Source organism: Pseudomonas sp. CFBP 8772, from assembly GCF_014841665.1.
Classification (GTDB): Bacteria; Pseudomonadota; Gammaproteobacteria; order Pseudomonadales; family Pseudomonadaceae; genus Aquipseudomonas; species Aquipseudomonas graminis_B.
Map to the genome: position 1 here is coordinate 54,107 of NZ_JACYUI010000014.1, position 15,514 is coordinate 69,620.

The window sequence follows — 15,514 nt, forward strand, 5'->3', positions numbered from 1 at the left end:
GAATGCCCGTCGAAGCGGTACAACCGCTTTGTCAGGCTTTTATTGCAAAGTGTGTTGCTCGATGAATTCCAGCGGCTGCAGTCCTTCGCGACTCACCAGGCGGTTGAATTCAACTCGGGGTAACCGAACAGCCAAAAGACTCTGACCTTCTTCGTCGCGCTCTTCGCTCTGCACCGCACCCAGGTTGAAAAACTGGGCACGCAACCGGGCGAACTCCTGCGTGAGGCGCAGCGTCCCCACGAAGAGGTCATTGCCCAACACTTCGGCAATGGCTTGCTTGAGCAAGTCCAGACCGCGTCCATCACGGGCAGAAACCCAGACCCGCTGCGGCTTGCCATCGGCATCGCGCTGGATCTGCGGCTCAACCCCTTCGAGCAGATCGAGTTTGTTATACACCTCAAGCATCGGCAAGTCCTGGGCCCCAATCTCGCCCAGCACCACCATGACCTGCTCGATCTGCTCAAGGCGATCGGGCTCATGAGCGTCAATCACATGCAGCAGCAGATCGGAGTTGCTCGACTCTTCGAGCGTAGCCCGAAAGGCCTCGACCAGCTTGTGCGGCAAATGACGGATGAAACCCACCGTATCAGCCAGCACAATCGGCCCAAGGTCTTTGACTTCAAGGCGGCGCAGGGTCGGATCAAGGGTCGCGAACAGCTGATCGGCCGCGTAGACGTCGGAGTCGGTCACCGCATTGAACAGCGTTGACTTGCCGGCGTTGGTATAGCCGACGATCGAAACCGTAGGGATGTCGGCGCGGGACCGGCCACGACGGGCCTGATCACGCTGACTGCGAACTTTTTCAAGCCGGCCCTTGATCTGACGCAGGCGCACACGCAACAGGCGCCGGTCCGTTTCGAGCTGGGTTTCACCCGGACCGCGCAGACCGATACCGCCACCCTGACGCTCAAGGTGAGTCCAGCCACGGACCAGCCGCGTACTCATGTGCTCAAGCTGGGCCAGTTCGACCTGCAGCTTGCCTTCATGGGTGCGCGCCCGTTGGGCGAAGATGTCGAGAATCAGGCCCGTACGGTCAAGCACGCGACACTCGAAAACACGTTCGAGGTTACGTTCCTGACTGGGTGTAAGGACATGATTGAAGATGACGATATCTGACTTTTCGGTTTTGACCAGGTCGCGCAATTCCTCGACCTTGCCGCTGCCTACCAGATACTTGGCCGTTGGCCGATGCCTTGGCACGTTGACGAACGAGACAATGTCGGCGCCGGCCGACAGCGCCAGCTCCCTGAACTCCTGCGGATCTTCGCGCGCCTCAGGGTCCTGACCATCCAAGTGAACGAGGATCGCCCGCTCACCACCACTGTGGCGCTCAAAGAACAAAGCAGACTCCTATCAGGCGTTACCTGGCTCGGCGTCAGCCTGCTCCGATTCGGTAGCGCTAGGCAGACGAATCGGGCGGACGGGAACGACAGTCGAGATGGCGTGTTTGTAGACCATTTGGCTGACAGTGTTCTTCAGCAAAATAACGAACTGGTCAAAGGATTCGATAGTGCCTTGCAGCTTGATACCGTTTACCAGATAGATCGAAACCCCAACCTTCTCTTTACGCAAAGTGTTCAGGTAAGGGTCTTGTAGCGAATGCCCTTTTGACATGTGCCGCACTCCTTTAAGGATCAATAGAATAAATTCGAAAACATTGGCTTGGGCCGCTACCTCCCGAAGGCTATCCCCCAAGGATAGACGGCTATTGCAAGGACTCAGCTCAATATGGAGACCGACCCCAGGTATTTCAAGGCGCGTGGCAGATTGTCGCAAGCCAGGCTGTCCAACCAGTGCAAATTCTGCCAGCTGCGTAACCAGGTGAACTGCCTCTTGGCCAGCTGGCGCGTGGCAATGATGCCGCGCTCCTGCATCTGGTCCCGAGTCAGCTTGCCGTCCAGATGATCCCAGACCTGGCGATACCCTACAGCTCTAATAGACGGTAAATTCGAGTTCAGATCACCCCTCGAACGTAGCGCTACGACTTCTTCAACGAATCCTTCATCAAGCATTTGCCTGAAACGCACAGCAATTCGGTCGTGGAGCACCTTGCGATCCGTCGGTGCGATCGCGAGATTTGCGACAGTATAGGGCAATTGATGACGCCCCGAAGCGCTCGCTTGAGCACTTTGCGCACTTTGTTGTTCCCGGTGCGCGGTCATGCTCATGCCGCTAACCCGAAAGACTTCCAGCGCGCGAACCAGCCGTTGGGGATCGTTGGGGTGAATTCTCGCCGCCGACACCGGATCGATGCTCGCCAGCTCATCATGCAACGACTGCCAGCCCTGACTGGCCGCTTGCGCCTCAATCTGCGCACGAATCTCGGCGTCAGCCGCAGGCATATCGGCCAGGCCCTCCAGTAGAGCTTTGAAATACAACATCGTGCCGCCCACCAGCAGGGGAATTTTTCCCCGGGCGGTAATTTCCGCCATGGCGTGCAAGGCATCGGTTCGAAAATCCGCCGCAGAGTAGCTCTGGCTCGGGTCGAGGATATCGATGAGACGGTGCGGATACGTCTCCAGCAGCGCTTTTGATGGCTTGGCAGTGCCGATGTCCATGCCGCGGTACACCAGCGCGGAATCCACGCTGATCAGCTCACACGGAAGCACTTTGGTCAGCTCGATGGCGAGATCGGTTTTCCCGGCGGCGGTCGGCCCCATCAGAAAGATGGCCGGAGGAAGAGCACTCATCATCGACCGCGCAGGAATAGTTTGTCCAGATCATCCAGACCCAGCTGGGTCCAGGTGGGCCGTCCATGGTTGCATTGACCGCTGCGCTCGGTGTTTTCCATGTCACGCAGCAGCCCGTTCATTTCCGGGATGGCCAGCCGGCGATTGGCGCGGATCGCACCGTGGCACGCCATGGTGCCGAGCAGCTCATTCATGTGCGCCTGAACGCGATCGCTGGTGCCGTACTCCATCAGATCGCCCAGCACGTCGTGCACCAGTCGATTCGCCTCAGCCTGTTTAAGCAGCGCGGGGATCTGCCGGATAGCGAGAGTCTCCGGCCCAAGGCGCTGCAACTCGAAGCCCAGCTGCTGGAAGGTCACCATGTGTTCCTCGGCGCAGTCGGCTTCGCGCTGGCTGACCGCAATGGACTCCGGCACCAGCAGCGGCTGACCGCTAAGGCCTTCGCTGGCCATGGCGATCTTCAAGCGCTCGTACATGATTCGCTCATGGGCCGCGTGCATGTCCACCAGCACCAGGCCGTGGGCGTTTTCCGCGAGGATATAAATGCCTTTGAGCTGAGCGAGTGCATAACCCAGCGGCGGAACATCGCCCTGGGATTCGGGAAGCGACACGCTGCCTGCGCTCGCCGACGCCTGCACGCCGGGCAGAGGGGCAAAGAATTCGCTGTAAGCGGCACGCGCCTCTTCAGCCGGAAGCACCGACGACGGCCGCGGCGTGTACTGATACTGGTAACCCGCACCACTGCCAGAGCCTGGCGCGGATCCGGCCGGCGGATTCCACGCCTGACCTTGTGGCGTTTCGAGCACGTTATTGGCCAGGCGCATTTCGCCCTGGGGCCCGAACTCGCCGGCATCCGGCCCGCTTGGACGCACCAGCGCGGTAACCGAGGTGGTGCCCGCGAGCTGATCTTCAGGTCTTACATCGCCGAGGGCGCGATGCAGCGTGCCGTAGAGGAAATCGTGAACCATGCGCCCGTCGCGGAACCGCACTTCGTGCTTGGTCGGGTGGACGTTGACGTCGACGACCGCCGGATCGACTTCGAAAAACAGCACGAAGGTCGGATGCCGGCCGTTGAACAGCACGTCGCGGTAAGCCTGACGCACAGCGTGGGCAACCAGTTTGTCGCGCACTGCACGGCCATTGACGAAGAAATACTGCAGATCGGCCTGACTGCGCGAGAACGTCGGCAGCCCCACCCATCCCCACAACCTCAAACCGTTGCGCTCGACCTCGATCGGCAGCGCCTGCTCCAGAAACCCGGGGCCGCAAATAGCCGAAACCCGACGCGCGCGCGCGACGTCATCGTGGGCTTCATGCAGGCTCAGGACAGTCTTGCCGTTATGGCGTAAATGAAAGGCCACATCGAATCGAGCCAGCGCCATGCGCTTGATTACCTCCTGGAGGTGATCGAACTCGGTTTTCTCGGCTTTAAGAAACTTGCGCCGCGCAGGGGTGTTGAAAAACAGGTCACGCACTTCCACGGAGGTGCCGACGGGGTGCGCAGCGGGCTGAACACGGGAAGCCATGTCGCGGCCTTCGGTCTCGACCTGCCAGGCCTGATCGGCGTCGCGCGTGCGAGACGTCAACGTCAGGCGCGCCACGGAACTGATCGACGCCAGCGCTTCGCCCCGGAAGCCAAGGCTCATGACTCGCTCAAGGTCTTCCAGGTCGCGGATCTTGCTGGTGGCATGTCGGGCCAGTGCCAGGGGCAGGTCGTCAGAGGAAATACCGCCGCCGTCGTCGCGGACACGCAACAGTTTGATGCCGGCTTGCTCGACGTCGACATCGATACGGCGCGCGCCGGAATCAAGGCTGTTTTCGAGCAGTTCCTTGACCACCGACGCCGGGCGCTCGACGACCTCGCCCGCAGCAATCTGGTTGGCGAGCCGCGGACTCAGCAGCTGGATACGCGCAGCCTCGGCCGCCGGTAAATCGGGGCTTACGCTGACATCCAGCTCTTGATCACCGAGCAACAGGTCAGTCACGGCTCACCTGCCAGTTCTGCGCTGGGGATTCTCAGCTCCTGCCCGACTTTCACCTCGTCAGAGCTCAGATGATTGGCTGTACGAAGCATCGGCATGGTCATGTCGTAGCGCGCCGCGATCATGCTCAACGACTCGCCGGGACGCACCGTATGCTCGCGCGCGCCCATGGCCAGCTTGCCGTTATCCCGCAGCCAGGCGATATACGTGCCTTGCGGCGGATTCTGCTGGAAGAACTGCTTCACGCCCGCCGTGATGGAGCGCGCCAGGGCCTGCTGGTGGCTGGTGCCTTGCAGCTTGTTCGCTTCGGCCGCGTTGGAGATGAAGCCGGTCTCGACCAGAATCGACGGAATGTCCGGCGACTTCAGCACCATGAAGCCGGCCTGCTCGACGCGGGACTTGTGCAGCGAGGTTACGCGGCCGATGTTGGTCAGGACCTTCTGGCCGACGTTCAGGCTTGAAGTCAGTGATGCGGTCATCGACAAATCGAGCAGTACACCCGCGAGCATGCGGTCCTTGTCATCGAGACTTACGGCCCCGGCGCCACCGATCAAGTCGGAACGGTTTTCACTGTCCGCCAGCCAGCGTGCTGTTTCGGAGGTCGCGCCGCGTTCCGACAGGGCAAACACCGAAGCGCCGAAGGCCGCCGAAGAAGGCGCCGCGTCGGCATGAATGGACACGAACAGATCAGCACCTTTGGCGCGGGCAATTTCCGTGCGCTTACGCAGCGGGATGAAGTAGTCGCCCGTACGGGTCAGCTCGGCGCGGTAGCCCTTTTCGCCGTTGATCTGGCGCTGAAGCTCCTTGGCAATCGCGAGCACGACGTTCTTTTCTTTCTCACCGCGACCGCCGGACGCACCCGGATCTTCTCCGCCGTGACCGGCATCGATGACGACAACGATGTCGCGCTTGCCATTTGGCACAGGGGTAAGCTTGATTTCAGGCTTGGACGGGCTGACCGGCACCACTGCGGGCGTCGCAGGCGCGGTGGTGGCCGGGGTATCGGCAACCGACGGCGGCGGATTGGCATCGGCGGCGTTGTCGTACAGGTCGACCACCAGACGGTTGCCGTATTGCTGGTTCGGCGCGAGGGTGAAGCTCTTCGGCGTCACGGCCTTCTTCAGGTCGATGACCACGCGCAGGTCGTCAGGCGTGCGTTGCGCCGAGCGCATGCTGGTGATCGGCGTGTTGGCCGTCGGCACGTTCAGCGGCCCACCCAGGGTGGCGCCGTTGATGTCGATGACCAGACGATCAGGGGACTGCAGCGTGAAGACACTGTGCTGAACAGGGCCAGACAGGTCGAAAACCAGCCGCGTGTTATCCGGGGCACGCCATAAGCGGACACTTCGTACCTGTGAAGCGGCCAACGCGTCGACAGCCAGTGTCGCCAGCAGCAGTCCAATCACAGTAACCAGCGCGCGCATGCGCATACCAAACCCCATATCTATTGAATGTCTATTTAAACGAAGGCGCCAAAGCGGCACACCACATCTCGCCACGCGAGCTTTTTGGGCTCAGCGTCAACGCTCGACCTTCGTCGAGCGGCCTTATGGTAATGATCAGGTCAGGCTTTGGCAAAAAGCCTGCACCAAGATTGGGCCATTCGATAAGACAAAGGGCATCGCCTTCGAAATAGTCCCGGATGCCGAGGAATTCTAGCTCTTCTGGATCAACAAGTCGGTAGAGATCAAAGTGATACGCGCGGTTTCTCCCAATTTCGTAAGGTTCTACCAGCGTAAACGTCGGACTTTTTACCGCGCCGGTATGCCCCAGGCCGCGAATGATCCCTCGGGACAGCGTGGTCTTGCCCGCCCCCAGATCGCCCTTCAGAAAAATAATCCCATTGCTTTCAGTCACTTGGGCAATACGTGCGCCGAAGTGGGTCATGGCCTCTTCACCCATGAGCGCCAGGGTTAACTCAGACACGGTTGGTGCTCCTCCAGAAGCTGGCGAATAACAGGAATCAGATCAGCGGCAGCCAGCCCTCGCCCGCCGGCGCCGCATAACTCACCAGCGAAGGCGTGCAGCCAGACGCCCAGACAAGCAGCGTCATAGGCGCTCATCTTTTGCGCCATCAGCGCGCCGATGACACCGGACAAGACATCGCCCAGCCCGCCGGTCGCCATCGCCGGATGGCCGTGATCGGCCAGTGAGAGGTCACCTGCCGGGTTGGCGATCAGGCTGCCGCTGCCTTTTAAAACGCATACAGCATTGAATTTCTTGGCCAGCGCACGCGCCGCAGCCGGACGATCGGCTTGAATGTGTTTCGTGTCGGCGCCCAGCAGACGCGCGGCTTCGCCAGGATGCGGGGTGATCACGCTGCCCTCGGGCAATTGCACGGCACCGGTCGCCAGCTCGTTCAGCGCGTCGGCATCCCAGACCTGCGGCAACGGCGCGTTCGCGGCCGCAGACAACAGGCTTTTTCCCCAACTGTGCTGGCCGAGCCCCGGACCCACCACCAGCACCGACGCAGGCTCAATCAAGGCGAGGAGCTGGTTGGCCGAGCTGATGCCGGCGCTCATCACTTCAGGGAATCGCGTCAGCGCGGCGCTGATATGTTCCGGCCGCGTGGCCAGCGTGACCATCCCGGCGCCGGTGCGCAGCGTGCTTTCGGTGGCGAGCAATGCTGCGCCGCCGAAACCTCGATCGCCGCCCACCACCAGCACGCGACCAAACATGCCCTTGTGTGCGATGCGTGAGCGAGGCGCCAGGGTGGGCAGATTGAAGGTGTCCAGCCGTTTGACGCTGACGGGGGTTTGCCGAATGATCTCGGCGTCGGCCTGCAAGTCATCGAACACCAGCTCGCCGACCATCTCGGGCGCATCGCCAGTGAACAGCCCGACCTTGAGGCCAATGAAGGTGACGGTCAGATCGGCGCGGACGGCGACGCCCAGTGTTCGGCCGGTGTCGGCGCAGAGCCCTGAAGGGAGGTCGACGGCCACTACTGGCAATCCACTCTCGTTGATGGCTTCAATGGCCGCCGCGTAAGGATCGCGCACGTCCCCCGTCAGCCCTGTGCCCAGCAGCGCGTCGACAACGATGCCGGCCAGCGCCTGCTGTTGCCAGGGCTGAATATCGACCTTGGCGGCAACCGCTTCTTCATAAGCGGATCGAGCGTCGCCGCCCAGCGCTGCGCAGTCACCCACAGCCAGCACGTGAACGTGCCAGCCGGCACGCCGGGCCAGCGCAGCCACGAGGTAGCCGTCGCCGGCGTTGTTGCCGCGACCGGTCATCACTGTCAGCTGCCTGCCCTCGGGCCAGCGACGACGTATTGCCCGCCATGCAGCATGGGCAGCGCGCTGCATCAGCTCAAAGCCGGGCGTGCCGGCAGCAATCAGGCGTGCGTCGAGGTCGCGCACCTGAGCGGCGCTGTACAGTGCGTCGGGAAATGGGGGTTTGCTGTGCAACATGCGTCTTTGGGCTCCGATGTCTGGCAGAATTATACGCACCTGCGCCCCGGTGTCCTCTTTGCATGTCCGCGATAACTGTAGACCCATCCACAGCTCCAGAGCCTCTAACGGCAGCCGGGCTGACCGACCTTGCCCAATCGATCAAGGGTTGGGGGCGCGAGCTTGGCTTTCAGCAAGTCGGAATCTCGGGGCTGGACCTGGCCGAGCACGAGCAGCACCTGGAGCGCTGGCTCGACGCCGGGTACCACGGCGAGATGGACTATATGGCAGCGCATGGCAGCAAACGTTCGCATCCGGACGAGTTGGTGCCGGGAACGCTGCGCGTGGTGTCGCTGCGCATGGACTATCTGCCCGGCGATACGCAGATGGCTCAGTTGCTGGGTCAGCCCGAGAAAGCCTACGTCTCGCGGTACGCACTGGGCCGTGATTATCACAAGCTGATCCGCAAGCGCGTGCAGCAACTGGCGGAGCGCATTCAACAGGCGATCGGGCCATTCGGGTTTCGCGCGTTCGTCGACAGCGCGCCGGTGCTGGAGAAGGCCATTGCCGAGCAGGCCGGGCTGGGCTGGATCGGCAAGAACACTCTGGTGCTCAATCGCAAGGCCGGCAGTTATTTCTTTCTCAGCGAGCTGTTCGTCGACCTGCCGCTGCCGGTAGACGCCCCACACGCCACCGAGCATTGCGGGCGCTGCACGGCCTGCCTGGACGTGTGTCCGACCAACGCCTTCGTCGGACCCTACGTGCTGGATGCGCGAAAGTGTATTTCCTACCTGACCATCGAGCTGAAGACGTCGATCCCCGAAGACTTGCGTGCGTTGATCGGCAATCGAGTGTTCGGCTGCGATGACTGCCAGATCGTCTGCCCGTGGAATCGCTTCGCACGGCCGACCGATCAAACGGACTTCAAACCCCGCCACGGCCTTGATAACGCCGAATTGACCACGCTGTTTTTGTGGGATGAGACCACCTTCCTGAGCAACACCGAAGGCTCACCGTTGCGGCGCGCCGGGTATGAGCGGTGGTTGAGAAATCTGGCCGTGGGGCTGGGTAACGCGCCGTCTACCATCCCCGTGATCGAAGCGCTGAAAGCGCGGCGGGAGCATCCGTCAGAGATGGTGCGCGAGCATGTGGAATGGGCGTTGGGGCAGCATGAAGCCAGGGCCCCAGGGCGCTTGTTGTAATCACGCGCCGGTTCAGTGCCCGTCCTTGTAAACAAACTTCGGCATTTCCCAGCGAAACTTGATCGCCAGCAGCCGCAGCAACAGCCCACCAAACAGCGTGATCAGCGTGCCCTGCTCCACCGGCAATCCGGCGTACTGGCACAGCAAAAAGCACCACGCGGCGGCGAACGATACGCTGGCATACAGCTCGCGACGGAAGATCAGGGGGATGTCGTTGCAGAAAATATCCCGCAGGATTCCCCCAAACACGCCGGTGATCACCCCGCTCACGGCGGCGACGGTCATGCTCAAGCCCATGTCCAGCGCGGTCATGCAGCCGATCAGGGTAAACGCCACCAATCCCAGTGCATCGAGCACCAGAAACAGCGAGCGCAGATGGCGCATCAGCGGTGCGATGAAGATGGTCACCAGCGCTGCAATGCTGGTAAGGATCAGGTATTCCGGGTGCTTGACCCACGTCAGCGGATAATGCCCCAGCAGCACGTCGCGAACCGAACCGCCGCCCAGCGCCGTGATGCAGGCGATCAGCACCACACCGAACCAGTCCATGCCGCGACGGCCTGCGGACAGCGCGCCGGTCATGGCTTCGGCCGTAATGGCGATCAGGTAGAGCATCAACAACATGGCGGCAGTCCCTGCGAGAAAGGGGCGCAGTCTAACCACTCGACCGGGGCACCAAAAGAGAGCGTTTGGTTTAGCGCTATCTCCAGGCGACTGCGATTGGCCGCCGGCGCCCTGCTGTCACGACTTGATGAAGTGCTCGCGGTAGAAACGCAGCTCGGCGATCGACTCACGAATGTCATCCAGCGCCAGGTGGGTGCTGCCCTTCTTGAACTTGAGGTCAGGCGACCAGCGCGCGGCCAGTTCCTTGAGGGTCGAGACGTCGAGGTTGCGGTAGTGAAAATAGTTTTCCAGCGTCGGCATGCGCTTGTACAGGAAGCGACGGTCCTGGCAGATGCTGTTGCCGCAGATGGGCGAACTGCGCTCGGGCACCCACTGCTTGATGAACTCAAGCGTCATGGCCTCGGCTTCGTCGTTGGAGATTTTGCTTTCGCGCACGCGCTGAGTCAGGCCGGAACCGCCGTGCTGGCGGGTGTTCCATTCGTCCATGCCGTTCAGCAGCTCATCGCTCTGATGCACCGCGATGACCGGGCCTTCGGCCAGGGTGTTGAGCTCGCTGTCAGTGATGATGGTTGCCATCTCGATGATGACGTCGTTATCAGGGTCCAGACCGGTCATTTCCAGGTCGATCCAGATAAGATTCTGTTTGTTCTGCATATGTCGGCTCCTCAGCGTTGGCGCGCAGTTTAGCCCACCCGGGCGTGCTAGACTCGCCCGCGCTTTATCAAATCAGCACCTTTATGCGTCTTCAAACGGAACACTGAACACCCATGGCCAAACGCCAACTCAACCGCCGCCAGAACTGGCGCATCGAAAAGATTCAGGGCGAACGCGCCGCGCGTGCCGCCAAACGTGAATCAACCGCTCTCGAAACGCTGGAAGGCGGCGATCTCGGTCCCGAGCAAACGGGCCTTGTCATCGCGCACTTTGGCGTGCAGGTAGAAGTCGAAGCGCAGGACGGCGAGCTGCAGGGTCAGGTTTTCCGCTGTCACTTGCGCGCCAACCTGCCGGCGCTGGTCACCGGCGACCGCGTCGTGTGGCGCGCGGGTAATCAGGGCATCGGCGTCATCGTTGCGCAGTTGCCCCGCGATACAGAACTGAGCCGCCCGGACAGCCGGGGCCAGCTCAAGCCGGTCGCCGCCAACGTTGACTTGATCGTCATCGTTTTCGCACCGATGCCCGAACCCCATGCCAATCTGATCGACCGCTACCTGGTGGCCGCTGAGCATGCGGGGATTCGCCCGTTGTTGCTGTTGAACAAGTTTGACTTGATCGACGATCAGAACGCCCCGGCGCTCAATGCGCTGCTGGCCGTTTATCGCACGCTGGGTTACCCGGTGCTGGAAGTGTCGGCCCACCACGGCGACGGCATGCAGCAATTGCAGGACCAGCTGGATGGCCACATCAGTGTGTTCGTCGGCCAGTCTGGCGTCGGCAAATCCTCGCTGGTCAACAGCCTGCTGCCGGAAGTCGGCACCCGCGTCGGGCCGTTGTCGGAGTATTCGGGCCAAGGCACGCACACCACGACCACCGCGCGCCTGTTCCACTTCCCGCGCGGCGGCGACCTGATCGACTCACCGGGCATTCGTGAATTCGGCCTGGGCCACGTCAGCCGTGCCGACGTCGAAGCGGGCTTCATCGAGTTCAACGATCTGCTCGGCCGATGCCGCTTCCGCGACTGCAAACACGACCGCGAACCCGGTTGTGCGTTGTTGCAGGGCCTTGCAGACGGCCGCGTGCAGCAACAGCGCATGAACAGCTATCGCTCGATCATCGCCAGCTTGCCGGAAAGCAGTTATTGATTCAGCGGTAGCGGTCAATTCGATTTAGGCCTTCACGGCTGAAGCCGGTCCTACTGACTGCGATCCCAGCGCTTGAACTGCGCAAACAAAAACGCCGCGATCATCGCGGCGTTTTTGCGTCTGCAACCCAGGTATCAGTTCTTGGTTTCGTCGATCTTCAGCTGGCCCTGATCGAAGATGTTCAGCTTCTGCCGAATCTCGTGGGGTTGGGCATAAGCCTGGGGATCAACTGCCGGTGTGGAATTCGACGCCCCCGGCTGATTGGCCGGTGCGGTAGCGCCAGGTGCCGGCAATGGCGCAGCGGCTCCAGGCGCATCCGGGGTTTGCGGTGCTTCGCCTGAATTCTGCGCGCCTTCGATCCGCTGCTGGGCTTTCTTGGTCATCACCACAATGTCGATGCGACGGTTGATCGGATTTTGCGGGTGCTCTTTGTCGTACAGGGCCGAAGACGCATAACCCACCACGCGCGCCACCTGCTGATCCGGATACCCACCCGCGAGCAGCGCACGACGAGCAGCGTTCGCTCGACCGGACGACAGCTCCCAGTTGCCGAAGCCGTTGTTGCCGACAAAAGGGGTCGCGTCGGTGTGACCACTGATGCTGACTTTGTTCGGCACCGCTTTGATGGTGTCGGCCATGGCCAGCAGGATGTCTTCGAAATACGGTTTTAACTTCGCACTGCCGATGTCGAACATCGGGCGGTTTTCGGCGTCCGTGATCTGGATACGCAAGCCGTCCTGGGTGATCTCGAACAGAATCTGGTCCTTGAACTTCGCCAGCTGCGGATTCTCGTTGATCTTGTTCTGCAACTCTTGCAGCAACATTTCCAGACGGTCCTGCTCGACCTGCTCGGCGGCGGCGTCCTGCTGATCCGCGTCGACCGGCACACGATCCGGCGAAGGCGTGGATTGCACCTCCGGGTTCAGCGTCTGGTCCGGGGACATTTCCGGCGAACCGCCCAGGTCAATGACATAGGGCGAGCCGCTGTCGGAAAACCCGACCGGGTCCTTGAAGTAACCGGCGATGGCGAGCAGTTGCTCCGGCGTGGCAGACGACATCAGCCACAGCACCAGGAAGAACGCCATCATCGCCGTCGCGAAGTCGGCAAATGCGATTTTCCAGGCGCCGCCGTGATGCCCTCCGCCATAGCGCTTGACGCGCTTTATGATGATCGGCTGATTATTTTCCATGGATCAACGACCGCGGACAGCTTGTTCCAGCTCGCTGAAGCTGGGGCGATGGGCCGGATACAGAACCTTGCGACCGAACTCCACGGCCAGCGAAGGCGGCACGCCGGACGCGGACGCTACGAGGGAAGCTTTGATCGATTCATAGACGTTCATTTCTTCCTTGGCATCGTGGGCCAGGGAAGTGGCCAACGGGCCGAAGAAACCGTACGCCGCGAGAATACCGAAGAAGGTACCGACCAGCGCCGCGCCGACGTGCATGCCGATCGCCGCTTTGTCGCCGGAGCCCAGGGAGGCCATGGTCACCACGATACCCAGTACCGCAGCAACGATACCGAAACCTGGCATGGCATCGGCGACACCGGTCACGGCGTGGGAAGGATGCTCGAGCTCTTCTTTCATGCTCAGCAATTCCATGTCGAACAAGCCTTCCAACTCGTGGGGCGCCATGTTGCCGGAAGACATGATGCGCAGGTAATCGCAGATGAAAGCGATCATGCGGGTGTCTTTGAGCACGCCAGGGTATTTGGCGAAAATGGGGCTGTTCTCAGGCTCCTCGATGTCGCCTTCGATGGCCATCATGCCTTCGCGACGGCTCTTGTTGAGGATCTCGTAGACCAGGCCCAGCACTTCGAGGTAGTAGCCATGGGTGAACCGGGTGCTGAACATCTTCAAGGACTTCTTGATGACCAGCATGGTCATATAGCCCGGGTTGGCTTGCAGGAATGCACCCAGCGCCGCACCGCCGATGATCATGACCTCGAAAGGCTGGATCAACGCTGCGATCTGACCGTGGGACAGTACGTATCCGCCGAGAACGCTCGCGAAAACGACGATGATGCCGATAATTTTTGCCATAGGTAGAAAATACTTACTGAGTCGGGTTCATGGTCATTGTGCGAGAAGCGCTTGAAACTCTTGTCCTGCTTATCGGCATGAATGCGCCAGACTATAGTCAGATCACAGGAAAATGCTGACCGGTGCGTCGCAACGGACGTTGCGCCACGAGGGCCAGCATGATGCCAGTATCCGACATCGATCTAACCTCCCAGCCGTACGGGTGTTGTGAATGCAATCAGATAAAGCTTCTTCGCTACCTGTCCCGCGCACCCTGGATCAATGGATAAAACAACTCGACGGCATCGCCCTGCCGGTGCCCGGGGTGGCGCATCAGCGCGTGCAGGCAGCATTGACCGACAGTCGCCGCTCGCTGCGCGATATTGCCGATCTCATGCAGGACAGCCCGGCGCTGGTGCTCAACGTTTTGCGTGACGCCAACCTGCACAGCCCCGCCACCGCCCAGCCTGCGGAGAGCCTTGAAGTCGCCATCAACCGATTGGGCCTGGCGCGCACCGAAGCGCTGTTGGCGCGACTGCCCAGTGTCGATGCACGGGATATCCCGGTGGCGCTCCGTCAGCTACAGCTGATCAGTCAGCACGCCATGCAGCAGGCTTACGGCCTGTTCGCCAACCAACTGGCCCGGCTGTGGCAGGACATCCATCTCGGCAGCCTGCTGTTTCTGTCGCCGCTCTGGCCGATGGCGCTGGCGCACCCCACATTGCTGGAAGCGTGGGAGTTGCGGGTTATCCACAAGGGTGAGTGCGCGAAGACTGTGGAAAACACGCTGTTTGGCGTGCGGCTGGTGGATTTGTGTCTGGGGCTGGCACAGCATTGGCGCCTGCCGATCTGGGTGACCCAGGGTTACGAACTGCTGACCTCACAGCAACGCAATCTGGTAAGCGTGCTGCGCATCGCCCACAGCAACAACGACCCACTCAAGCAGCAACAGCAACTCGACGCCGATCTGCCGCTGCGGCGCTGGCTTAACCAGCCCGCCAATACAATTCTGCTAGCCAACGGCCTCGCGCTGTCGGCGCACCAGGCCTGGGACACGCCGCACAGCCTGCGCTGGCAGCTATTGACCAGCCTGTACCTGCAGCAGCCACTCGACGAGCTTCAGCAGCAGGTTCATCAGAACGCGGCGGCCAGCGCTCGCCAGCATTCCGGCCCGGATATCTGGCACCCCGCGCAGGCGTTGCTCTGGCCGTGGCATGCGCGAAGGATACATAAAGGCTTGCTGCCCGCCCCGCCACCCTCGCCCGACGCCCTGCAACTGTGGCGCAAGCACTGCGCGGATCTGTTGAAAGAGCCCGGCATTTTCATCAACGCGATACACCTGACCACCTGCGCCCGGGACGCTCTGGTGGCGGCGGGCATGCAGCGGGTGGTGTTGCTGATGACCGATCGCAAGACCGACAGCCTGCGTGTGCATCAGATTGCGGGTGTGGACAAGTCGGCCGCGGCGTTGCTGGTGCCTTACAAAGACAGCACCGTGCTGCAACGCCTGCTCGCTCAGCCCACGCAATTACGCCTGACGCCGGCCAACAACGCTCAGTTTTCGGCGCTGCTGCCGCCACAACTGCGCAATTTGTTCAGCGGCGAGAACCTGCTGATCCGCTCACTGGCCAGCAACGGACGCGTGGTGATGATGGTGATGGCCGATCAGGGCGGTGGCCCGTTTTCCGAGATGTCCGTCCAGGCTTTCGGAAAAACCGGTCAGTGCATCGAGAAAGCGCTTACTGCCTTTAGCCATCGCAATGGCTGACGGCTGAGCTACAATTCGCAACCTTTTCGCGATCCG

General features: G+C 61.3%; 14 protein-coding genes. 3 read left to right on the plus strand and 11 right to left on the minus strand.

All coding sequences use genetic code 11. From position 1 onward, the window contains the following. Window positions 1-39 precede the first annotated feature (39 nt). The 7 genes from hflX to IFT99_RS22890 form a co-directional block, all read right to left on the minus strand. Window positions 40-1,341: a ribosome rescue GTPase HflX gene (hflX, locus tag IFT99_RS22860; RefSeq protein WP_192135338.1), complete on the minus strand. Its 1,302-nt coding sequence runs from the start codon at window positions 1,339-1,341 to the stop codon at window positions 40-42. A gap of 12 nt (window positions 1,342-1,353) precedes the next feature. After that, complete coding sequence (gene hfq / locus IFT99_RS22865; RefSeq protein ID WP_019691505.1) at window positions 1,354-1,614, minus strand: RNA chaperone Hfq; 261 nt, start codon at window positions 1,612-1,614, stop codon at window positions 1,354-1,356. Window positions 1,615-1,718: 104 nt separating this feature from the next. After that, window positions 1,719-2,690 carry a tRNA (adenosine(37)-N6)-dimethylallyltransferase MiaA gene (gene miaA, locus IFT99_RS22870; protein ID WP_065987804.1) on the minus strand — a complete coding sequence of 324 codons (972 nt, stop codon included), beginning with the start codon at window positions 2,688-2,690 and terminating at the stop codon, window positions 1,719-1,721. Next, complete coding sequence (mutL, locus tag IFT99_RS22875; protein ID WP_192135395.1) at window positions 2,690-4,645, minus strand: DNA mismatch repair endonuclease MutL; 1,956 nt, start codon at window positions 4,643-4,645, stop codon at window positions 2,690-2,692. The genes miaA and mutL overlap by 1 nt, the downstream gene beginning before the upstream one ends. A gap of 26 nt (window positions 4,646-4,671) precedes the next feature. After that, window positions 4,672-6,114, minus strand: a complete 1,443-nt coding sequence (locus IFT99_RS22880; RefSeq protein WP_197986088.1) for an N-acetylmuramoyl-L-alanine amidase — start codon at window positions 6,112-6,114, stop codon at window positions 4,672-4,674. Between the two features lie 13 nt (window positions 6,115-6,127). After that, the gene (tsaE, locus tag IFT99_RS22885; RefSeq protein ID WP_192135347.1) at window positions 6,128-6,598 is read right to left on the minus strand and encodes a tRNA (adenosine(37)-N6)-threonylcarbamoyltransferase complex ATPase subunit type 1 TsaE; all 471 of its coding nucleotides are present in this window, start codon (window positions 6,596-6,598) and stop codon (window positions 6,128-6,130) included. Then, on the minus strand, window positions 6,586-8,082 hold the full coding sequence (locus IFT99_RS22890) for an NAD(P)H-hydrate dehydratase (protein ID WP_192135349.1): 1,497 nt from the start codon (window positions 8,080-8,082) through the stop codon (window positions 6,586-6,588). Before IFT99_RS22890 ends, tsaE begins: the two co-directional genes overlap by 13 nt. A gap of 62 nt (window positions 8,083-8,144) precedes the next feature. Between IFT99_RS22890 and queG the strand changes: the two genes are divergently transcribed. Further along, complete coding sequence (queG, locus tag IFT99_RS22895; protein ID WP_244657057.1) at window positions 8,145-9,263, plus strand: tRNA epoxyqueuosine(34) reductase QueG; 1,119 nt, start codon at window positions 8,145-8,147, stop codon at window positions 9,261-9,263. A gap of 12 nt (window positions 9,264-9,275) precedes the next feature. Here the strand turns inward: queG and IFT99_RS22900 are convergent, their stop codons facing one another. After that, window positions 9,276-9,887: a trimeric intracellular cation channel family protein gene (locus IFT99_RS22900; protein ID WP_065987810.1), complete on the minus strand. Its 612-nt coding sequence runs from the start codon at window positions 9,885-9,887 to the stop codon at window positions 9,276-9,278. Between the two features lie 117 nt (window positions 9,888-10,004). Then, complete coding sequence (gene orn / locus IFT99_RS22905; RefSeq protein ID WP_065987811.1) at window positions 10,005-10,541, minus strand: oligoribonuclease; 537 nt, start codon at window positions 10,539-10,541, stop codon at window positions 10,005-10,007. A gap of 113 nt (window positions 10,542-10,654) precedes the next feature. On the opposite strand from orn, the gene rsgA reads away from it, so the two are divergent. Then, window positions 10,655-11,686, plus strand: coding sequence for a small ribosomal subunit biogenesis GTPase RsgA (gene rsgA / locus IFT99_RS22910; RefSeq protein ID WP_065987812.1), 1,032 nt, complete (start codon window positions 10,655-10,657; stop codon window positions 11,684-11,686). 134 nt (window positions 11,687-11,820) lie between these two features. Here rsgA and motB read toward each other — a convergent pair whose 3' ends face one another. Both motB and motA read right to left on the minus strand, forming a co-directional pair. Next, window positions 11,821-12,876 (minus strand): flagellar motor protein MotB, encoded by a 1,056-nt coding sequence (gene motB, locus IFT99_RS22915; RefSeq protein ID WP_192135351.1) that lies wholly within the window; start codon window positions 12,874-12,876, stop codon window positions 11,821-11,823. A gap of 3 nt (window positions 12,877-12,879) precedes the next feature. Then, the gene (gene motA, locus IFT99_RS22920; protein WP_037015764.1) at window positions 12,880-13,731 is read right to left on the minus strand and encodes a flagellar motor stator protein MotA; all 852 of its coding nucleotides are present in this window, start codon (window positions 13,729-13,731) and stop codon (window positions 12,880-12,882) included. 211 nt (window positions 13,732-13,942) lie between these two features. Between motA and IFT99_RS22925 the strand changes: the two genes are divergently transcribed. Beyond that, window positions 13,943-15,478 carry an HDOD domain-containing protein gene (locus IFT99_RS22925; protein ID WP_192135353.1) on the plus strand — a complete coding sequence of 512 codons (1,536 nt, stop codon included), beginning with the start codon at window positions 13,943-13,945 and terminating at the stop codon, window positions 15,476-15,478. Window positions 15,479-15,514 lie beyond the last annotated feature (36 nt).